This window comes from Pseudomonas sp. GT1P32 (assembly GCF_054897805.1).
The window spans coordinates 3,392,402-3,412,183 of sequence record NZ_CM142704.1; the positions used below are offsets into that span (position 1 = coordinate 3,392,402).

22 protein-coding genes are annotated in these 19,782 nt (G+C 57.3%); 14 read left to right on the top strand and 8 right to left on the bottom strand.

Annotated elements, in window-relative coordinates; all coding sequences use genetic code 11:
• Positions 1–12: 12 nt before the first annotated feature.
• The 6 genes from ACYZUC_RS15610 to ACYZUC_RS15635 all read right to left on the bottom strand — a co-directional run bounded on the left by ACYZUC_RS15610 (position 13) and on the right by ACYZUC_RS15635 (position 7,256).
• Complete coding sequence (locus tag ACYZUC_RS15610) at positions 13–1,380, bottom strand: DUF1329 domain-containing protein (protein ID WP_461989140.1); 1,368 nt, start codon at positions 1,378–1,380, stop codon at positions 13–15.
• 23 nt (positions 1,381–1,403) lie between these two features.
• The gene (locus ACYZUC_RS15615) at positions 1,404–3,197 is read right to left on the bottom strand and encodes a DUF1302 domain-containing protein (RefSeq protein ID WP_461989142.1); all 1,794 of its coding nucleotides are present in this window, start codon (positions 3,195–3,197) and stop codon (positions 1,404–1,406) included.
• A 495-nt stretch (positions 3,198–3,692) separates the two neighbouring features.
• Positions 3,693–4,604, bottom strand: a complete 912-nt coding sequence (locus ACYZUC_RS15620) for an SDR family oxidoreductase (protein WP_008026988.1) — start codon at positions 4,602–4,604, stop codon at positions 3,693–3,695.
• 288 nt (positions 4,605–4,892) lie between these two features.
• Positions 4,893–5,795, bottom strand: coding sequence for an alpha/beta fold hydrolase (locus tag ACYZUC_RS15625; protein WP_461989144.1), 903 nt, complete (start codon positions 5,793–5,795; stop codon positions 4,893–4,895).
• A complete protein-coding gene (locus tag ACYZUC_RS15630; RefSeq protein ID WP_461989146.1) occupies positions 5,795–6,577 on the bottom strand; it encodes a class II aldolase/adducin family protein in 783 nt (260 codons plus the stop codon). The genes ACYZUC_RS15625 and ACYZUC_RS15630 overlap by 1 nt, the downstream gene beginning before the upstream one ends.
• Positions 6,578–6,800: 223 nt before the next feature.
• Complete coding sequence (locus ACYZUC_RS15635; protein WP_461989148.1) at positions 6,801–7,256, bottom strand: flavodoxin; 456 nt, start codon at positions 7,254–7,256, stop codon at positions 6,801–6,803.
• Positions 7,257–7,399: 143 nt separating this feature from the next.
• On the opposite strand from ACYZUC_RS15635, the gene ACYZUC_RS15640 reads away from it, so the two are divergent.
• Both ACYZUC_RS15640 and ACYZUC_RS15645 read left to right on the top strand, forming a co-directional pair.
• A complete protein-coding gene (locus tag ACYZUC_RS15640) occupies positions 7,400–7,876 on the top strand; it encodes a PAS domain-containing protein (protein WP_461989150.1) in 477 nt (158 codons plus the stop codon).
• Positions 7,877–7,930: 54 nt separating this feature from the next.
• On the top strand, positions 7,931–8,536 hold the full coding sequence (locus ACYZUC_RS15645) for a hypothetical protein (protein ID WP_461989151.1): 606 nt from the start codon (positions 7,931–7,933) through the stop codon (positions 8,534–8,536).
• Position 8,537: 1 nt separating this feature from the next.
• Here ACYZUC_RS15645 and ACYZUC_RS15650 read toward each other — a convergent pair whose 3' ends face one another.
• Positions 8,538–9,497, bottom strand: a complete 960-nt coding sequence (locus ACYZUC_RS15650) for a MerR family transcriptional regulator (RefSeq protein ID WP_461989153.1) — start codon at positions 9,495–9,497, stop codon at positions 8,538–8,540.
• Positions 9,498–9,708: 211 nt separating this feature from the next.
• Here ACYZUC_RS15650 and ACYZUC_RS15655 point away from each other — a divergent pair, with 211 nt between their 5' ends.
• The 7 genes from ACYZUC_RS15655 (at position 9,709) to ACYZUC_RS15685 (ending at position 14,329) form a co-directional block, all read left to right on the top strand.
• Positions 9,709–10,278 carry an antibiotic biosynthesis monooxygenase gene (locus ACYZUC_RS15655; RefSeq protein ID WP_461989155.1) on the top strand — a complete coding sequence of 190 codons (570 nt, stop codon included), beginning with the start codon at positions 9,709–9,711 and terminating at the stop codon, positions 10,276–10,278.
• A gap of 174 nt (positions 10,279–10,452) precedes the next feature.
• Complete coding sequence (folM, locus tag ACYZUC_RS15660; RefSeq protein ID WP_008037344.1) at positions 10,453–11,163, top strand: dihydromonapterin reductase; 711 nt, start codon at positions 10,453–10,455, stop codon at positions 11,161–11,163.
• Positions 11,164–11,184: 21 nt separating this feature from the next.
• Complete coding sequence (gene folE, locus ACYZUC_RS15665) at positions 11,185–11,760, top strand: GTP cyclohydrolase I FolE (RefSeq protein WP_461989157.1); 576 nt, start codon at positions 11,185–11,187, stop codon at positions 11,758–11,760.
• A 2-nt stretch (positions 11,761–11,762) separates the two neighbouring features.
• On the top strand, positions 11,763–12,134 hold the full coding sequence (gene folX, locus ACYZUC_RS15670; RefSeq protein WP_461989159.1) for a dihydroneopterin triphosphate 2'-epimerase: 372 nt from the start codon (positions 11,763–11,765) through the stop codon (positions 12,132–12,134).
• Positions 12,135–12,202: 68 nt separating this feature from the next.
• Positions 12,203–12,499: a DUF1244 domain-containing protein gene (locus ACYZUC_RS15675; protein WP_008026968.1), complete on the top strand. Its 297-nt coding sequence runs from the start codon at positions 12,203–12,205 to the stop codon at positions 12,497–12,499.
• Positions 12,492–12,830 carry a HopJ type III effector protein gene (locus ACYZUC_RS15680; RefSeq protein WP_461989161.1) on the top strand — a complete coding sequence of 113 codons (339 nt, stop codon included), beginning with the start codon at positions 12,492–12,494 and terminating at the stop codon, positions 12,828–12,830. The genes ACYZUC_RS15675 and ACYZUC_RS15680 overlap by 8 nt, the downstream gene beginning before the upstream one ends.
• Positions 12,831–13,078: 248 nt before the next feature.
• Positions 13,079–14,329: a 2-aminoadipate transaminase gene (locus tag ACYZUC_RS15685; RefSeq protein ID WP_461989163.1), complete on the top strand. Its 1,251-nt coding sequence runs from the start codon at positions 13,079–13,081 to the stop codon at positions 14,327–14,329.
• Positions 14,330–14,482: 153 nt separating this feature from the next.
• Here ACYZUC_RS15685 and trxB read toward each other — a convergent pair whose 3' ends face one another.
• Positions 14,483–15,445 (bottom strand): thioredoxin-disulfide reductase, encoded by a 963-nt coding sequence (gene trxB / locus ACYZUC_RS15690; protein WP_461989164.1) that lies wholly within the window; start codon positions 15,443–15,445, stop codon positions 14,483–14,485.
• Positions 15,446–15,760: 315 nt separating this feature from the next.
• Here trxB and cysZ point away from each other — a divergent pair, with 315 nt between their 5' ends.
• The 5 genes from cysZ (at position 15,761) to ACYZUC_RS15715 (ending at position 19,738) form a co-directional block, all read left to right on the top strand.
• Positions 15,761–16,537: a sulfate transporter CysZ gene (cysZ, locus tag ACYZUC_RS15695; protein WP_461989166.1), complete on the top strand. Its 777-nt coding sequence runs from the start codon at positions 15,761–15,763 to the stop codon at positions 16,535–16,537.
• 247 nt (positions 16,538–16,784) lie between these two features.
• The gene (locus tag ACYZUC_RS15700; RefSeq protein WP_461996716.1) at positions 16,785–17,534 is read left to right on the top strand and encodes a WbqC family protein; all 750 of its coding nucleotides are present in this window, start codon (positions 16,785–16,787) and stop codon (positions 17,532–17,534) included.
• Positions 17,531–18,460, top strand: coding sequence for a glycosyltransferase family 2 protein (locus ACYZUC_RS15705; protein ID WP_461989167.1), 930 nt, complete (start codon positions 17,531–17,533; stop codon positions 18,458–18,460). The genes ACYZUC_RS15700 and ACYZUC_RS15705 overlap by 4 nt, the downstream gene beginning before the upstream one ends.
• Entirely contained in the window at positions 18,441–19,076 is a 636-nt protein-coding gene (locus tag ACYZUC_RS15710) for a class I SAM-dependent methyltransferase (protein WP_461989169.1), read from the top strand. Before ACYZUC_RS15705 ends, ACYZUC_RS15710 begins: the two co-directional genes overlap by 20 nt.
• Positions 19,073–19,738, top strand: a complete 666-nt coding sequence (locus ACYZUC_RS15715; RefSeq protein ID WP_461989171.1) for an acetyltransferase — start codon at positions 19,073–19,075, stop codon at positions 19,736–19,738. Before ACYZUC_RS15710 ends, ACYZUC_RS15715 begins: the two co-directional genes overlap by 4 nt.
• Positions 19,739–19,782: the final 44 nt, after the last annotated feature.

Sequence of the window (19,782 nt, forward strand, 5' to 3'; positions counted from 1 at the left end):
CTGTAGGAATGATTACCTCACCCCTGTACTCCGCAGCGCTGCTGGCGTGTAGTCACCTGCTTTGGCATCGATACCGAATTCGAAGCTGCGCTTCTCCTCGTTCTTCATCCCCAGTGCGATGTAGCGACCGGCGATCAAGTCATACAGCGCTTCAACGGTGTAGGCCGGCACCTGGTGATCGTAGTAGAACTGGGCATGACCTTCGGCCACACGCCACAGCTGACCGCGACCGTCATAGTGATCGGCCAGTGCCACCTGCCAGCTGTCTTCGTCGAGGTACATGTGACGCTTGGCGTACACGTGCCGTTCGTTGGGCTTGACCGTGGCGACGATCTCCCAGACCCGGTGCAACTCGTAGCGTGTGAGGTCCTGATTGATATGCCCGGCCTTGATCACATCGGTGTACTTGAGATTGGGCGAGTCGAGCTTGTAGCTGTTGTAAGGGATGTACATTTCCTTCTTGCCGATCAGTTTCCAGTCATAGCGATCCGGAGCGCCGGAAAACATGTCGAAGTTGTCGGTGGTGCGCAACCCGTCGGACGAGGTGCCGACGCCGTCATAGGCCACCTGCGGCGCACGCCGCACCCGACGCTGGCCGGCGTTGTAGATCCAGGCCTTGCGCGGCTCCTTGACCTGATCGAGGGTCTCGTGAACCAGCAGCACGTTGCCCGCCAACCGCGCCGGCGCCGTGACTTCCTGCTTGAAGTAGCTGAGCACGTTGTCGTCGCTGCCGGGTTTCAAGTCACCCAGCAGCGAAGGCACTGCGACCTCATCCTTGAAGCGGATCACCGTGAAGTCGCCATTGGACTGCGGCGTGGCCTGGGTGATGGTGCGACGCAAATTGCCGCCGTGATAACGGGTGACGTGGTTCCAGATCACTTCGACGCCGTTCTTCGGAATCGGAAACGCGTAGTAGCGATTGCCGGTGAAATTGGCCAGGCCATTGCCGTCGTTGATCGGCGTTACATTCAGCGCACTGCGCTTGGCCGACTCGTAGATGTCTGGTGGCAAAGCCACTGTACGGTGGGTCGGGTAGACCGGGATCTTGTAGGTCTCCGGGTAGCGTTTGAACATCGCGATCTGGCCGTCGGAGAGCTTGTCCTTGTATTTGTCGACGGTTGCCGCCGTGATGGTAAACAGCGGTTTTTCATTGGCGAACGGGTCGGCAAGGAACCCTTTGCTGTCCACCGCACCAGCGTTTTTCGGGATGCCGCCGGTCCAGGCCGGAATCGAGCCATCGGCATTGCCCGCCTTCTCGGCGCCCAACGGCGTCAGGCTGGTACCGAGTTTGTTGGCTTCGTCCGGCGATACCGCGGCCATTACATCGACGGCCAACAGGCTCAGGGCCAGAACGCTGCATTGCAGAATCATTTTGCGCATTGAAATCATCCTTCTCAGCCAGATCAGAAGTTCACGCCAAAGCTCAGCGCCAGGAAGTCGCGATCTTCCAGAGTGTTGTAGTTACCGCCGAAGAAATCGGTGTAACTCAAGCTCGCGGTGTAGGTGTTGCGATAGTCCGCATCGACGCCGACGCTGATGGCCTTGGCGCCTTCGTTGAACAGCCCGTTGGGGCCATAACCGGCGACGTCATGGGACCACGACAGGTTGGGTTTGAAATTGATCCCGGCGATGACGTTGTTGTAATCAAGGATCGCGCGGGCGCGGTAGCCCCAGGACGTCGAGGTGACGAAACCGTCGGTATCACCGCGGAAACCGTACGCTCCGTAGACCGAGTCGCGGCCGTAACGCAGCTTGCTTTTGTCCTCCAGCCCGCCGACGTGAACAACGGCCGCCTCACCCACCAGGGTCAGGCGGTCCGCACCCGCGACCTGATCGATGAAGTGCGTCAGGGTGCTCTGGATCTGCGTCACTTCCTTGCGGCGATAGCCTTTGTTGTCCGCGCCTGGCCGGGTGGCGATAGGCGAGGCCGCGCCGCCGGCAATCGGGTTGAGCAAGGCCAGTGTCAGGTCGGTGCTGTTGACCTGCACCGGTGCGTTGGGGCGATAGCTGATCTCGCCGGTCCATGCGGTGCCGGTCGGCAAGGTGGTGGAGAAACTCGCGCCGTAGAGGCGGATGTCTTCCGGGTACTCGAGGTAGTACTGGCCGCGACCGAGCATCACACTCTGGGCCAGTGCCGAACCGGTGCCGGGTGCAACGGCATTGGCGGTAGCAACGATGGCCGGTATCCGTGCCAGCGTTCCCGCCCCGGCGGTGGTGGTGCCGACGTTCGGCGTGCGGCTGTGGTAGTTCATGAAGTACAGGCCGTACTCGGTGTCATCACCCAACCAGCGCAACGCCGTGCCCCACTGCCCGGAGTCGCGGGCGTCGCGGTCGCCGCCACGGGGCACAATCACCCCTTCCTTGCCGACCTGGAAGCCTTGGCCAAAAGCGGCAGCGATCGGTTGCAACGGTGCAATCGCCGGGCTGGCGACCGTGTATCCCGTGTTGCAGCCATCTGCCGCCACGTCCCCCCCGAAGAAGGTGCCGCAGTTGTCGAGAACGGTCTGGTCCCACTCCAGTTGATAGAAACCTTCCACCGTCAGTCTGTCGGTCAGGCCCTGGGAGGCGAACAGCATGTTCACCGGAATCAGGCCTTCCTTGATTTCTGCGCCAGGACGGCGGAACGCTGAAACGTCGACCGGGTTGATGCTGTTGATCGAGTTGCCGATGAAGGTACTTTCGCCCCAACTGACCACCTGCTTGCCTGCGCGAAAGGTGCCCGGCAAATCGGCGATGGAGTAGTTGTGATAGACGAACGCATCGAGGATCTGCGCGCCGGCAGACTTGGCCCCCTCTTTGCGATTGTGATCGCTGATCGGCTTGAACTCGCGGTCTTCATCCTTCAGTTCGAAGTCGTACCAATACTTGCCACGAACGAACACGCCGGTGTCGCCGTACTTCAGTTCGAGGTCGTGAATACCCTTGAAGATCTTGGAGTAGGTTTCGCCCTTCTTGAAGTTCAGACGCCCGTCGTCACCGGTCGACGCCTGGCCGGTCCCGCCGTTGACGATGCCCACCAGCGATTTATCGGCATCGCGCATGCCCCAACTCGCGCCGACGGACAGCGAGGAGTCGAATGTCCCCTCGATTTCGCCAATGTTGAATGAAACGGCCTGCGCCTGGGCACAGCAACCCAAGGCAACCGCAGCGGCCAGCGCCTGCGGCGTGAAGATGGCGCGCATTGTTGTTTTTGTCATGCGTCTTCCCCGGTGAGTGACAGAAGGCCACACCCTACTGCCGCAGGTCGGGAGCGATAAGCGCACCAAGGAGGTATTCGTTGTGTAGCTCTAAAGGATGAATGGCCCTGCGGCGCGGGGGGTTGCGCGAGGTATGGATGAAGTGGATGGAGGTTCATCAGCCGGATGCATGAGCGCGAGACTGTTGCCCAGGCTGCAATACTGCATGTCTGGAATCGATATTTTTCCTTTGGACTCAAGCGCTTATTCTTGTCGGGCTTTCACGGCAAACAGCCTGACAGCACACAGCGATGGCGTGCGATCAGTCCGCGCCATTAGCGACAGATTTCAGATGTGTCGAAGGTTTCGACTCATCGCCCCGTGTTCACTGACGTTGATTTGTAGCTCCTTGATCCAACGTCTTACTTTGGCCGCTGCGTTTGCAGCGGCCTTTTTTATGGGCGATGGTTTTGCGCGGAGGCAGGACTCAGGCGAGCCCTGCGCGAGGCGAAAGGGTCAGAGGGAATACTTCTGCAAGTTGCCCATCATTTCCTTCAGTGCTTCGATGTTGTCCTTTGGATGCGCTGCGCCTTCGAAGTCGCAGATCTGCTGCCAGTGCGCCGCCACATCTTCCGGTGAAAACCCGACCCGCGGATCGAACCCGGCGCCGAGGCTGCGCTCCCAACGCACCTTGCCCATCCAGCCGCCACCGACCTCAAACAGCCCCGAGGTTTCCTGGCAGTTTTCGCTGGCAAGGTACACCACCAGCGGGCTGACCAGTTCCGGTTTGAGTTGTTCGAACACTTGCGGCGGGATCAGGCCTTCGGTCATGCGGGTGCCGCCGGTGGGGGCGATGGCGTTGACCAGGATGTTGTTTTTGCGGCCTTCGATGGCCAGGGTGCGGGTCAGGCCGTAGAGGCCGAGCTTGGCCATGCCGTAGTTGGACTGACCGAAGTTGCCGTAGATGCCCGAGGTCGATGCGGTGAAGATGACCCGACCGTAGTTTTGCTCGCGCATGTGCGGCCAGGCGGCGCGGGTGACTTTGTAGGCGCCTTCGACGTGGACGCGATAGACCAGGTCCCAATCGGCATCGTCCATTTTGTGGAAGGTTTTGTCCCGCAGGATCCCGGCATTGTTGACCACCACGTCGACACGGCCGAAAACGTCGAGGGCATTCTGGACGATTTTGTCGCCGTCGGTGACGGAGTCATGGTTGGCCTCGGCAGTGCCACCGGCCTCACGAATTTCCGCTACTACGCGGTCTGCTGCCGAAGCGTTTGCACCTTCACCTTGCGCCGAACCACCGAGATCGTTGACCAGCACCCTGGCGCCCTGTTTCGCGAACAACAGCGCATGAGCGCGGCCCAGGCCACCACCGGCTCCGGTGATGATCACGACTTTATCTTCGAAGCGCACAGGTTCATTCATTAGGGGGACTCCAGCAGGCCGAGGGACAATACGTCCGAGTCTCAGGCAAGGCGCTGCCGGTCACAATGAACACGGGGTAGGCTGAATGGTGCTCGATAAGGCGGGGGGATGATGAGCGCCTGGACCGCGTCACGGCCCATCGCCAGCAAGCCGGCTCCTACAGGACCGAGGTGTCCCAAACTCATCAAACACCACAAAAACACTGTAGGAGCCGGCTTGCCGGCGATGGCAATCCGACAGGCACCACAAGCCTCAAGGACGCCTTCGCCGACAAGGTTGCGGTGATGTCTACGAACAGGCCACTTTCAGCGGCTGTGAAATCAGCCGGTCGCGAAACGCCAGATAATGCTTGAGCACCTGAGCCGGTGCTTCGGTTTGCGGGTAATGGCCGATGCCGGGCAGCAGGACCGTATCCGGGTTCGGGATCAGCTCCCGATAGCGTTCGACCATGTGCCCGCCGGAGATCGGATCGACCTCGCCATCGATCACCCGCAACGGCACTTCACCGCGCTGCATGGCACTCACCCAACGCTCACGCTGAACCCGACGTTCGGGGATGTAGGCAATCAGCTTGTGCATGATCCGTGGCCCGTGATTGTTGTCGATCAGGCTCCAGAAATCATCCATCTCACTCTCGGTAGGACGGCTCTGCGGTCCGAAGATCTGGCGGAAACTCTTCACCAGCGCATCACGGGAAAACGCGCGGCCGATCATCCAGCCCAATGGGCTGAGCAACAGTTTTTGCATCAGTACCGGACGATGGGTTTCAGGAAACAGCCCCCCATTGAGGAACACGCAACTGGCGAGATGAATGCGCGCCTCGTAATGCCGGGCCAACAATTCCTGAGCAACGCTGTCGCCATAATCGTGGGCGAGCACGTGCACCGGTTGCTCGACGTTCAAATGTTCCAGCAACGCCTGTTGCAGATCGGCCTGCTCCAAGAGGCTGTAATCATGATCCACCGGTTTGGCTGAATCGCCGAAACCGAGCATGTCGCAGGCAATCAGCCGATAACGCTGGGCCAGCGGCTGCCACAGGTAATGCCAGTCCCAACTGGCGGTCGGGAAGCCATGAATGAGCAACAGTGGCTCACCTTGCCCCGCCGTCCAGTAACGCACGGTCTGATCACGAAAGACGAACGTCTGGCTGCGCTTGCGCCAGACACACAGGGGGATCTCGGCGAGAGGCATCAGAGTTTATATCCCGCGTCTTGTTTATCGAGTTTGCGCAGCAGCGCCGGCCAGGCCAGCGCGCCGCCCATCCCTTGTGCACTTTTGGTGACGCCGGCGATCATCGCCTTGGCGCCCGCCAGAATCTGCGGTTCGATGGCGATGAGTTCCGCACCACCGTTCTGCGCCAGCACCTGGATATCGCAGGCGCGCTGGAAGGTGAACATCATCAGGAACGTGTCAGCGATGGTGCTACCGCAGGTCAGCAACCCGTGGTTGTGCAGCATCAGGAAATTGTTTTCACCGAGGTCGGCTTGCAACCGCGCCTTCTCTTCGTGGTTCAGCGCAACGCCTTCATAGGCGTGATACGCCAGGCTCGACAGAACAAACAGCGACTGTTGGCTGATCGGCAAAATGCCTTGTTTCTGCGCCGACACCGCAACGCCTGCCGCCGTGTGCGTGTGCAACACACAGACGACATCGTGCCGCACTTCGTGCACGGCGCTGTGGATGGTGTAACCCGCCGGGTTGATCTCGTAAGGGCTGTCCATCAGCTTGTTGCCGGCCTGATCGACCTTGACCAGACTCGACGCGGTAATTTCGTGGAACATCAACCCGAACGGGTTGATCAGGAAATCTTCAGTGCCTGGCACCTTGGCGGAAATGTGCGTGAAGATCAGATCATCCCAGCCATGCAGGGCGACCAGACGATAACAGGCGGCCAGATCGACGCGGGCCTGCCACTCGGCGGCACTGACCTGGTCTTTGACACTGTGGGGCGATTGGACGGGGGCTACGCTCACGACAAGGAACTCCTGTTCTTATTGTTTTGCTCACGTTTAGCAGTCTAGTCAGCCCCCGGGGTTCGTGTAGTTGCATTGGCAGCCAGCTTGATGGCCTAGCGAGTCACTGCGCCAGGCCGCTTGGATCCATGTCAAAGTACCGCCGCCAGCAAGGGGACAGCGAACCGGTTCCGCAGCCCCGAAGCGGCACAATCCTGGCTCGCCTTGCTGCGCGAATGGCCAGTCAGCCCCGCAGAGCCGTGACGAGTTCCGCCAGCCAGGGTTCGGCATCGGTTTCCGGGGTGACGCTTTCGCTGGCATCCAGGCGCAGCATCGGCTGCACTTCGCGGATGCCCAGTTCGCCGAACAGCTCGCGCATCAACTCACCGCCGCCACAGAACGTATCGCCGTAGCTCGCATCGCCCAGGCCGATCACGGCGCCCGGCAAACCACGCCAGGCGGCCGGTAATTGTTCACGAATGGCGAAATACAACGGCTGCAGGTTGTCCGGCAGTTCGCCCATGCCAGTGGTCGAAGTCACTGCCAGAAAGGCTTGCGGGCCAAACGCCTGAACATCGGCAAGGCTAGCGCGCGGGTTGTGAAAGGTTTCGAAGCCCGCAGTTTTCAAAATATTCGCAGCGTGGCGAGCGACTTCTTCAGCCGTGCCGTACACCGAGCCCGAAAAGATGGCGACTTTCATCAATCTGATCCTGAAGCTGAGTAAAAAGATGAGGGATATTAACAGCCGCAGCAAAAAAGCTGCGATTGGCTCTCATTAAGCATTGAAGGCCGCTAGAGTTCTTTTAGAATGCTGCGCTCAATCAATCTGGAAAGGATTCTCCGATGATCAACGCACAACTGCTGCAAATGGTGATTAACGCGTCCAACGACGGCATCGTGATTGCCGAAAAAGAAGGTGAACACGACAACATCCTGATTTACGTCAACCCGGCGTTTGAACGGCTGACCGGTTACACCAGCGAAGAAATCCTCTACCAGGATTGCCGCTTTCTGCAATCAGGAGACCGCGACCAGGAAGCGCTGCCCTTGATTCGCGATGCGTTGGACAGTGGCGGCTCCTGCCGGGAAATCCTGCGAAACTACCGCAAGGACGGCACGCCGTTCTGGAATGAGCTGTCGCTTTCGACGGTGAAAAACCCGAGCGATGGTCAGACTTATTTTGTCGGCGTGCAAAAGGACGTCACCGTTCAGGTCAAGGCGCAGCAGCGGGTAGCGCAGCTTGAAGCGCAAGTGGCAGAGCTTCAGGCCGAGCTCGCCGCGCTCAAACCGACGAACGGTGAAAACAAAACCGATAATTGATTGTCATTAACTACAATCACCGATGACGTTGTTACTTTTCCTTTCGAGCCAATCATGCAGCGCGACGCACTCCTGACCCAGGATGAGCTGGATTTCATCCAGACCATGCAACACAACCCGCAACTCAATGTGCGGGATGCGACGTCGAGTCTGCTTGTAAATGGTGGTTCACAAATCCGTGACTTGCTCACGCGCCTTGCCGCTCATGAGCAAGTCACGATCCAGGCCAACTTCGAAAATCAGCAAATGACCTTCCCGCTGCACCTGGTGGAAGACGAGTTTCATGCGCTGCATTTACGTCTCGGCGTTCCCAGCATTTACGAAGACGGGCCGATGGTCCGGCCATGGCGCCTGGTCCTCGAAGAACCGGTCGCCCTGGAGAATGCCGCCGGTCAACCCGGCACGATGTGGGTGCATGAAGTGTCGTTCAAAGGGGTTTTGCTGGAAGTTCGCAACAAGACCAAGCCGCCCAAGCATTTCGCGTTGTGGTTCAGTCCGTCAGGCTACGAACGTATCGCGTTGCGCGGCACCTTCGAGAGAGAAACCGAGAACGGTTTCTATGCCTATCAGTTGAGTCAGAGCGACAAGGACGAAACCGAGCGCCTGCGCCAGTACATCCTTCAGCAGCATCGACTGACCCACCCGACCCTGCATCTGTGATTCAGGTATCCAGGTTGCCTGCCAGAAACTGTTTCAGGCGCTGACGCATCACCACTCCTTCGTTACCCAGGCAGCCAATGGACGATCCGTCCAGGCTCTCCTGCGCCAGTTCCGACGCATCACCGGCCAGCATCAACTGGCAATCCAGGCTCATCGCCAGACGATTCAAACGTCGCGGCAAATCACTGGTCGGCGCGTGATTGGAAAACAGCACCAATGCCTGGGGCTTGACCCTTTCGCAGACCAGCGTCAGTTCATCGAAGGGCTGACCGATCGCCAGCAATTGAATGGCCGAATCGACACTGCTCAAAAACAGCGCCGTGACCAACAGTTCGAGTTCGCGACATTGATCGTTCAGGGGACAGACAATCACCCGTCGTGGCTGCATGACACGCACTAGCAACAGCCGCTGTAACACCCGGGAACGCAAAAAACCGTCCAGGAATAGCCACTCGCTGGCCTGGCCGAACACTTCCTGACGTTGCAGCAATTGCTTCCAGAGTGGCATCAGAATGTCCTGAAACGCCACGGTCAGGGGGTAACTGGAAAAGATCTGCCCATAGACCTGCTCCAGTTGCACCTCATCGAACACGCTCACCGCCGCTTTGACTTGTTCCTGCCACTGCGCGTAGTCAGCCTGCACCAGTTCGTTGGGGATGATGTGCGACAACGCTTGAAGCGGGGCAGTCTTGGCCAGTATCTTGCCGACCTTGCTGACGGCGACGCCACGTTCGATCCAGCCCAGGATGCTGCGGACCCGCTCGATATCGGTCATTGCGTACAAGCGATGCCCACTTTCGGTGCGCATTGGCTGAATCAGACCATAACGTCGCTCCCACGCCCGCAAGGTGACCGGATTGACGCCTGTCAGCCGTGACACTTCACGGATCGGAAACAGTTCTTCCTTTTCTATGGAAAGAGCACGCTGCAAACCAGCGACATCTTCAGTCAAGACAGGCATAGGGCAGTCAACGTCCGCGTATAGATTGGATCCCATTCTACCTCTCTTGCCCCATCACCATTCAATACCTTGATGGACGACGATTGTCGCCGCTATAACCTGTAGAATCCGGAATAATCCTTGCTTGTTCCGAGACGCAGCCCATCACCCCGGCGCTGCGCCTGGCGAAACTCCTATCCGGAGTAACGCGATTGTCATACGGAGATACATAATGTCTACCTCCCCCGTCACGCTGATGGTTGCGCGCCGCGTCGCCGATGGGCGTTATCAGGACCTGATGGCCTGGTTGCGCGAAGGCGAACAACTGGCCACTGACTTCCAGGGTTATCTCGGCTCAGGCGTGCTCGCCCCGCCGCCCGACGATGACGAATTCCAGATCATTTTCCGCTTCGCCAACGCGCAGACCATGCACGCCTGGGAGCATTCAGCCTCGCGTACCGCCTGGCTCGCACGCGGCAGCGACTTGTTTGCGCATAAGACAGAACATCGCGTGAGTGGCATCGAAGGCTGGTTCGGCGCTGCCGGCCAACGTCCACCGCGCTGGAAACAGGCCGTGGCAATCTGGTTGGCGTTCTTCCCGGTGTCGTTGTTGTTCAACTTCGTACTGGGGCCGTTGCTCGGCGAAATGAGCCTGTTGCCTCGGGTGTTCATCAGCACGCTGTGTCTGACGCCGTTGATGGTCTACTTCTTTATTCCGCTGTCGACCCGGGTGCTGGCGGGTTGGTTGAACAGCGCGCCGACACGCCGATTACCTGTAGAGCCCACCACCCAGAATCACTGACCGCCACCTGTAGGAGCAAGGCTTGCCCGCGAAGAACGATGACGCGGTTGAATGCCTGGACCGCGTCATCGTTCTTCGCGGGCAAGTCGGATCGCCGCATCGCTCGCTCCTACAAAAGCCACCTCACGGCTCGTCGCTGGTATAGTTTTGCTCTTACCGCGACGCGAGCCGTTCATGACCTCTTCATCCGCCCCGATCCTCATCACCGGTGCCGGCCAGCGTGTCGGCCTGCACTGCGCGCAGCGACTGCTCGAAGACGGCCATGCGCTGATCTTCAGCTATCGCACTGAACGCCCCGGCGTACAGGCATTGCGTGATCTGGGGGCGACGGCAATCCTCGCCGACTTTTCCAGCGAGGGCGGGATTCTCGCCTTCATCAGCGAACTGAAAACCCACACCGACTGCCTGCGGGCGATCATCCACAACGCATCCGAATGGCTGGCCGAAACGCCGGACACCGACGCCGCAGCGTTTACCCGCATGTTCAGCGTGCACATGCTGGCGCCCTACCTGATCAACCTGCACTGTGCCGACTTGCTGCAACGCTCGACCCCGGCGGACATCGTGCACATCAGCGATGACGTCACACGCAAGGGCAGCAGCAAGCACATCGGCTACTGCGCCAGCAAAGCCGGGCTCGACAGCCTGACCCTGTCCTTCGCGGCGAAGTACGCGCCCGACATCAAGGTCAACGGCATCGCGCCCGCCCTGCTACTGTTCAACCCTGACGACGACGCGGCGTACCGCGCCAAGGCTCTGGCCAAATCCGCATTGGGTATCGAACCCGGTAGCGACGTGATCTACCAAAGCCTGCGTTATTTGCTCGACAACCCTTATGTCACCGGCACGACCCTGACCGTCAACGGCGGACGGCACCTCAAGTAAGTTGCCCCGCGAGGATATTTCATGACGTTATCCCGGCCCCAGAACGCCCTGTCCCAGAACTACCGCGAGATCCTCATCGGCCTCGGTGAAAATCCCGACCGCGAAGGCCTGCTCGATACTCCGGCGCGCGCAGCCAAAGCCATGCAGTACCTGTGTCATGGTTATGACCAATGTGTCGAAGAGATCGTCAACGGCGCGTTGTTCGCCTCCGACAACGATGAAATGATCATTGTCGACAACATCGAGCTGTACTCACTTTGTGAACATCACCTGCTGCCCTTCATCGGCAAGGCGCATGTGGCTTATATTCCAACGGGCAAAGTGCTGGGCCTGTCGAAGATTGCGCGGCTGGTGGACATGTTTGCGCGTCGCCTGCAGATCCAGGAAAACCTCACCCGGCAGATCGCCGACGCGGTGCAACAAGTGACCGGTGCCGCCGGTGTCGCGGTGGTCATCGAGGCACAGCACATGTGCATGATGATGCGCGGCGTCGAGAAACAGAATTCGACAATGAACACCTCGGTGATGCTCGGCGCCTTCCGCGAGTCGAGCAACACCCGTCAGGAGTTCCTGCAATTGATTGGACGGAGCAAGTAGCAATGCCACAACTTCAACCAGGAATGGCACGCATCCGGGTCAAGGACCTGTGCCTGCGGACGTTCATCGGGATCAACGAGGATGAAATCCTCAACAAGCAGGACGTGCTGATCAACCTGACGATCCTGTATGCAGCCCAGGAAGCGGTGCGTGACAACGACATTGATCACGCGCTGAATTACCGGACCATCACCAAAGCGATCATCGCTCACGTGGAAGGCAATCGCTTTGCCCTGCTCGAACGCCTGACCCAGGAAATTCTCGATCTGGTCATGGCCAATGAGTCGGTGCTGTACGCCGAGGTCGAAGTCGACAAGCCCCACGCCCTGCGCTTCGCCGACTCGGTATCGATCACCCTGGCCGCGAGCCGCTGACCGCGTCTGGCGCATTGCTCGCCAGACTTTTATTATCTCGCGCACGACTGAGTAGCACAGAGCCCATCATGACTGACCAACAACGCCTCGAACTTGAAGCCGCCGCCTTCCGCCGGCTGGTCGCGCATCTGGACAGCCGCAAGGATGTGCAGAACATCGACCTGATGAACCTCTCGGGTTTCTGCCGCAACTGCCTGTCCAAATGGTACAAGGCCGCGGCTGACGAACGTCAGATCGAGGTCAGCCTCGACGACGCCCGTGAAGTCGTCTACGGCATGCCGTACGCCGAGTGGAAAGCCCAATATCAGCAAGAAGCCAGCGCCGAGCAACAAGCGGCGTTCGCCAAAGGAAAACCCAATGAGTGATTTGAACACCCTGCGCGCCAGCCTCAAGAGCGGCGAACACGTTTTTGCCGACACCCTTGCCTTCATCGCCGCCGGTTATGACTACCAGCCACAGGCGTTCAACAACGGTGGCGTGGAAAACGCCGCCGGGCAAAACGAAGGTTCGTGCAAGACCCTGGGTCTGGCGCTGCTGGAAGGGCTGAGCGATGAAGAAGCGCTGTTGGCATTCGGCGAGCATTACCGCTCCGTCGTGGCCACCCCAGAAGGCAGCGATCACGGCAACATCCGCGCGTTGATTGCCCATGGACTGGCCGGTGTGAAGTTCAACCAGCAACCGCTGACCCGCCGCTGATTTCTGAGTTCCCCCCTGTAGGAGCCGGCTTGCTGGCGATGGGTCCTTTGAATCTTGCATCGCCTTCGAGGACGCCTTCGCTGGCAAGCCATGCTCCTACAGGTTCTGCGTTGTTTCGAATGATTTTGTATAACGCTCAGAACACATCCCGACTTTTAAGATTGACCCGGCAACTTTATTTCGTTTGCCCGGCACCACTGCTCGCGGCTTAGATAAAAGGAAGCATCCTTCTTCAGAGTCGGTCATCCATGAGCAGCGAAACCATCAGCCGGTCGATCAACATCGTGCACCCCGTCACGCTCAGCCACGGCAAAAACGCCGAGGTCTGGGACACCGAGGGCAAACGCTACATCGACTTTGTCGGCGGCATCGGCGTGTTGAACCTCGGCCATTGCCACCCACGCATCGTCGAGGCCATTCGCGAACAGGCCACCCGGTTGACGCACTACGCGTTCAACGCCGCCCCGCACGTGCCTTACCTCGAACTCATGGAGCGTCTGGCCGCGTTCATCCCGGTGGATTACCCGGTCAGCGGCATGCTCACCAACAGCGGTGCGGAAGCGGCGGAAAACGCCCTGAAGATTGTCCGGGGCGCGACAGGTCGCACGGCCGTCATCGCTTTCGACGGCGCCTTCCACGGTCGCACCCTCGCCACCCTCAACCTCAATGGCAAAGTCGCGCCTTACAAGCAGAAGGTCGGCGTGTTGCCCGGTCCGGTGTTCCACTTGCCCTACCCGAGCAAGGACAACGGCGTGACCTGCGCCGAAGCGTTGAAGGCGATGGATCGGCTGTTCAGCGTCGAGATCGATGTCGACGACGTGGCGTGTTTTATCGTCGAGCCTGTGCAGGGTGAAGCCGGTTTCCTGGCGATGGATGTCGAGTTCGCTCAGGCCTTGCGCAAGTTCTGTGATGAAAAGAACATCCTGCTGATCGCCGATGAAATTCAGTCGGGTTTCGGCCGTACCGGCCAGCGGTTTGCATTCTCGCGACTGGGCATCGAGCCGGATCTGATCCTGCTGGCCAAAAGCATTGCCGGCGGTATGCCGCTGGGTGCGGTGGTCGGGCGCAAGTCGCTGCTCGACACTTTGCCCAAGGGCGGACTGGGCGGCACTTATTCGGGCAATCCGATCGCCTGCGCCGCTGCGTTGGCAACGCTGGATGAAATGACCGACGCCAACCTGCACGCCTGGGGTTCGCAGCAGGAAGAAGCGATCGTCAGCCGCTACGAAGCCTGGCGCGCCAACAAGGTTTCCCCTTATCTCGGACGCCTGACCGGTGTCGGCGCCATGCGCGGCATCGAACTGGCCCATGCCGACGGCACACCGGCCCCGGCGCAGCTGACGCAACTGTTGGCCCTGGCCCGTGAAGCGGGTTTGCTGCTGATGCCTAGCGGCAAGTCGCGGCACATCATCCGGCTGCTGGCGCCGTTGACCACCGAGCCCGCCGTGCTGGAAGAAGGGCTCGACATCCTTGAAGCGTGCCTGAAAAAGCTGACCTGATCCCTGTAGGAGCCGGCTTGCTGGCGATGCAGACGACGCGGTTTTACAGGAACACCGCGCCGCCTGCATCGCCAGCAAGCCGGCTCCTACAGGACAAGCAAAATGAGCGGCACAAAAAAACCGGCCGAAGCCGGTTTTTTCATTTCAACAGAATCAGAACGAAGCGTTCTGCAGACCATCGAGGTAACGCTCGGTGTCCAGTGCCGCCATGCAGCCGGCGCCGGCCGAGGTGATCGCTTGACGGTAAACGTGGTCAGCCACGTCGCCGGCCGCGAAGATGCCTTCGATGTTGGTCGCGGTAGCATTGCCTTCACGGCCGCCCTGCACAACCAGATAGCCGTCTTTCAACGTCAGCTGGCCTTCGAACAGCGAGGTGTTCGGGGTATGGCCGATGGCGATGAACACGCCGTCGACTTTCAGCTCGTCGAAGCTGCCGTCGTTGTTCTTCAGGCGAGCACCGGTCACGCCCATGTTGTCGCCCAGGACTTCGTCCAGGTTCGAGTTCAACTTCAGGATGATCTTGCCTTCGGCAACGCGAGCATTGAGCTTGTCGATCAGGATCTTCTCGGCGCGGAAGGTTTCGCGACGGTGGATCAGGGTCACCGTGCTGGCGATATTGGCCAGGTACAGTGCTTCTTCAACAGCGGTGTTACCGCCACCGACCACAGCCACTGGCTTGTTGCGGTAGAAGAAACCGTCGCAAGTCGCGCAGGCCGAAACGCCTTTGCCCATGAACGCTTCTTCCGATGGCAGGCCCAGGTAGCGAGCGCTGGCGCCGGTGGCGATGATCAGGGCGTCGCAGGTGTAAGTCGCGCTGTCACCGGTCAGGGTGTACGGCTTGGCGGCGAAGTCCACGGCATTGATGTGATCGAAAACGATCTCGGTTTCAAAGCGTTCGGCGTGCTCACGCATCCGCTCCATCAACGCCGGGCCGGTCAGACCGTGGACATCGCCAGGCCAGTTGTCGACTTCGGTGGTGGTGGTCAGTTGACCGCCGGCCTGCATGCCGGTGATCAGCAGTGGCTTGAGGTTGGCACGGGCGGCATACACCGCGGCGCTGTAACCGGCAGGGCCGGAACCGAGAATAATCACTCGCGAATGACGGACTTCAGACATGACCTGCTCCTGTTGACCGGCCCGGAACACCTGGCGCGGAACGCCGGGTTGCCGGCGGGAATAAAAAAGGACCGTTGAAAGCACTTGGGGAAGGCTTGAACTCGACAGTCCTGTAAAAAGATTGGGTGCAGCGTATCGAGGGGGCGAAGATTAAGGAAATACGGTTTAACAATCCAGCTCATAGGCGGTCTCTATCCCGTCACGGCCAATATATAGACGCCTTTGTTACTGTTGATGTCGATGCTGCGACCGCGCTTTCACCCGTCAGGCAAAGCCGGTAAGGTCGGCGCGTTTCCCTTCTGCTCGGAGCTCGATATGCCCGCCCCTGTTCTGTCCGGCCCGCAATACCTGCGCGAAGGCCTCAAGCTGGTCCTGAGTCCCAGCCTGCGTTTATTCGTGTTGCTGCCGCTGGCAATCAATCTGGTGCTGTTCGTCGGATTGATTTATCTGGCCGGCCATCAATTCAGTCTGTGGGTCGATACGCTGATGCCGTCCCTGCCCGACTGGCTGAGTTTTCTCAGTTACATCCTCTGGCCGATTTTCGTGGTGCTGGTGGTGTTGATGGTGTTCTTCACCTTCACCATGCTCGCCAACGTCATCGCTGCGCCGTTCAACGGTTTTCTCGCGGAGAAAGTCGAAGTGGTGGTGCGCGGCACCGACGACTTCCCGGCTTTCAGCTGGGGCGAACTGATCGCCATGATCCCGCGCACCCTCGCCCGGGAAATGCGCAAACTCGGCTACTTCCTGCCGCGGGCGATCGGGCTGTTCATCCTCTCGTTCATCCCGGTGGTGAACATCATCGCCGCGCCGCTGTGGCTACTGTTCGGGGTGTGGATGATGGCGATCCAGTACATCGACTACCCGGCGGACAACCACAAGCTGGGCTGGAACGAGATGCTCGCCTGGCTGCGCGAGAAGCGCTGGCAGAGCATGAGTTTTGGCGGGAGTGTTTACCTGGTGCTGCTGATTCCGGTGGTCAACATCCTGATGATGCCGGCTGCCGTGGCGGGTGCGACATTGTTCTGGGTGCGTGAGCGCGGGGATCAAAGTAACAGCGTCCAAGGCAACGTTGTGACGCGACAAAGTCTCTGAGGCTCGCTCAAGAACCTGTTTTCCAGCAGCACGCATCGAAAGAATGCGCCCAATGAGGGGGGAAAAAAGTGACACCCCCCTCCTCCAGCATTAAAGTAGCGGCATTTACGGAAAACAGACGCGCCCAGTACGTGCAATAGCGGCTCAGTGACCATCAAGAGATCGAAGTGAAGAACTCCCTTTCACTCTCGCAACTGTTCATGAACCGCGAGCGCAGGAAATACTATTGCTGGTGCTACTAGAACCCGTGGGAACGGTCCGGCTATCCAGTCGACAAAACGAAGCAGACGGGACATGTACATTGAAAAAAGTTGCTATTCTCCAATCCAATTACATCCCGTGGAAGGGATACTTCGACATGATCGCCGCGGTAGATGAGTTTATTCTCTTTGACGACATGCAGTACACCCGCCGTGATTGGCGTAATCGCAATCAGATAAAAACGCCTCAAGGCGTACAATGGCTGACCGTTCCGGTGCAGGTGAAAGGCAAGTATCATCAAAAGATAAACGAGACCGAAATTGATGGTTCCGATTGGATGGAGTCGCATTGGAAGTCACTCGTTCAAAATTACCGCCGCGCGCCCCATTTCAATGAAATAGCAGCATGGCTGGAACCTCTCTACACCACCAGTAGCTACACCCATATATCTCAACTTAATCTAAGTTTCATTAAAGCTATCTGCGACTACCTCGGAATCCGGACGTTAATAAGTAGTTCATCTGACTACACGCTACTTGACGGCAAAACGGAACGATTGGCAGATCTTTGCGTACAAGCTGGAGCCTCTGAATATATTTCGGGACCTTCGGCAAAAGATTATGTTGAGGAGGCTGTTTTCAGTCAACTGGATATCAGTTTAACGTGGTTCGATTACTCCGGTTATCGCGAGTACCCTCAGTTGTGGGGGGAGTTTACTCATGGCGTTACCATCCTCGACTTGCTTTTTAACTGCGGGAAAGACTCATACCAATACATGAGACATGTCAACCCATGAAACTTTCTATCGTTGCAACCTTATACCAGTCGTCTCCTTACATTGCAGAGTTCTATCAGCGTGCCTGTGCTTCCGCCCGGCAAATGGCAGGAGAAGACTTTGAAATTGTATTTGTCAACGATGGGTCGCCGGATGACAGCCTGGAATTGGCAGTCCAGCTTTCAATAGCTGATCACCACGTTGTCGTGGTTGACCTGTCTAGAAATTTTGGTCATCACAAGGCGATGATGACGGGCTTGGCTCATGCTAAAGGTGAACAGGTTTTTTTAATAGACAGCGATCTGGAAGAAGAACCTGAGTGGCTGTTGCCATTTTCCGAAGAAATGAAAAACAACAACTGTGACGTGGTTTATGGCGTACAGGAAAAACGTAAGGGCGGTCGAATCGAGTCCTGGAGTGGACAGTGGTTTTATCATTTCTTCAAGGCACTTACCGGCTTGGCGCTGCCCGAGAATGTCGTCACTGCCCGATTGATGACTCACCGCTACGTTGAAGCACTTTTGCGACATTCGGAAAGAGAAATCTTCATGGCTGGCCTGTGGTACATCACCGGCTTTGAACAACACCCGCTTTATGTAAAAAAACACAACACAAGTGAGACAACCTATACCTTCCGTAAAAAAATGTCGTTATTGGTCAACTCCGTAACTTCATTCAGCAATGCACCGTTGATTGGTATATTTTACATAGGAATATCAATCTCCCTCATTGCAACACTTTACATTTCCTACCTGGTCTTGCATTGGATTTTTCTAGCACAGCCAGTGAGCGGCTGGACATCAGTAATGGCGTCAATCTGGTTGCTAGGCGGAATGATAATCTCGTTTATTGGCGTCGTCGGAATTTATCTTTCAAAAATATACTCCGAAACCAAACAGCGCCCCTATACAATAGTGAGGCAGATTTATGCAAAACCACAAGAATGAATTACTAAATGAAGTAGCCACCTACTACTCCGAAAAGCTTGCCCAACACGGAGAAACGCCTCAAGGTGTAGACTGGAATGGCACAGAAAGCCAAACATTAAGATTTGAGCAACTTTTCAAGATCATCAAACAAGATCAGAACTTTTCCCTGAACGATCTCGGCTGCGGCTATGGCGCGCTATATGATTGCCTGGCAGAAAGGTACAAAAATTTCACCTACACCGGCATTGATATATCCGAAGGGATGATTGACGCAGCCAAAGAGCGTTACAACAAAACCCCTCAAGCACGATTTGTATTAGCGGGAGAGCCCGATTGCATTTCTGACTATTCCATCGCCAGTGGAATTTTTAATGTCCGCCAAGGTCGCTCGGATGAAGAGTGGCTAGCTTATGTCGAAGAGACGTTAGATGCACTTGATCGGACAAGTCGACTTGGCTTCGCCTTTAACTGCCTCACATCATATTCAGACGCAGATAAAATGCGCGATTATCTTTATTATGCTGATCCCTGCGCCTTGTTTGATCTCTGCAAAAAGCGCTATTCGCGGAATGTAGCAATATTGCATGATTACGACCTCTACGAATTTACCGTTTTGGTGAGAAAGACATCATGAAAAAGAACCTGGTAATTTTTGGCTTTGGCGATATCGCCCAACTGGCCCTTCATTATTTCAGCACAGACTCCGACTACAACGTTGTTGCCTTTACCATTGATCGCGCCTACATAGTCGAACATGAGTTTTGTGGATTGCCAGTCATTCCGTTTGAAGACGTTCACAACCAATACCCCCCTGAATCCAATGACTTTTTTGTGGCATTGAGCTACTCCAAAATCAATGCCGTGCGAAAGGAAAAGTATTTGGCGGCCAAAGCACTAGGCTACCATCTGACCAGCTATGTAAGTTCGCACGCCACCGTCTTGAACGATCATGCCATTGGAGAGAACTGTTTTATTCTGGAAGACAACACTATTCAGCCTTTTGTAACAATCGGCAATAACATCACGTTGTGGAGTGGAAATCATATTGGTCATCACTCGACCATCAAAGACCATTGCTTTATCGCCTCGCACGTTGTTGTTTCGGGTGGTGTCGAAATCGCAGAGCAATGTTTCATCGGTGTTAATGCAACATTACGAGATCATATAACGATCGGCGAACGCAGTGTCATTGGCGCCGGAACGTTAATCCTGGCCGATGTCGAAGCAGAAGGTGTGTACATTGGTACCGCCACTGAACGCTCAAAAGTTCCAAGCAGCAAGTTGAGAAAAATATGACACATCATTGGCGCAAACTTGGACACATATTCACGCCCTCCGGA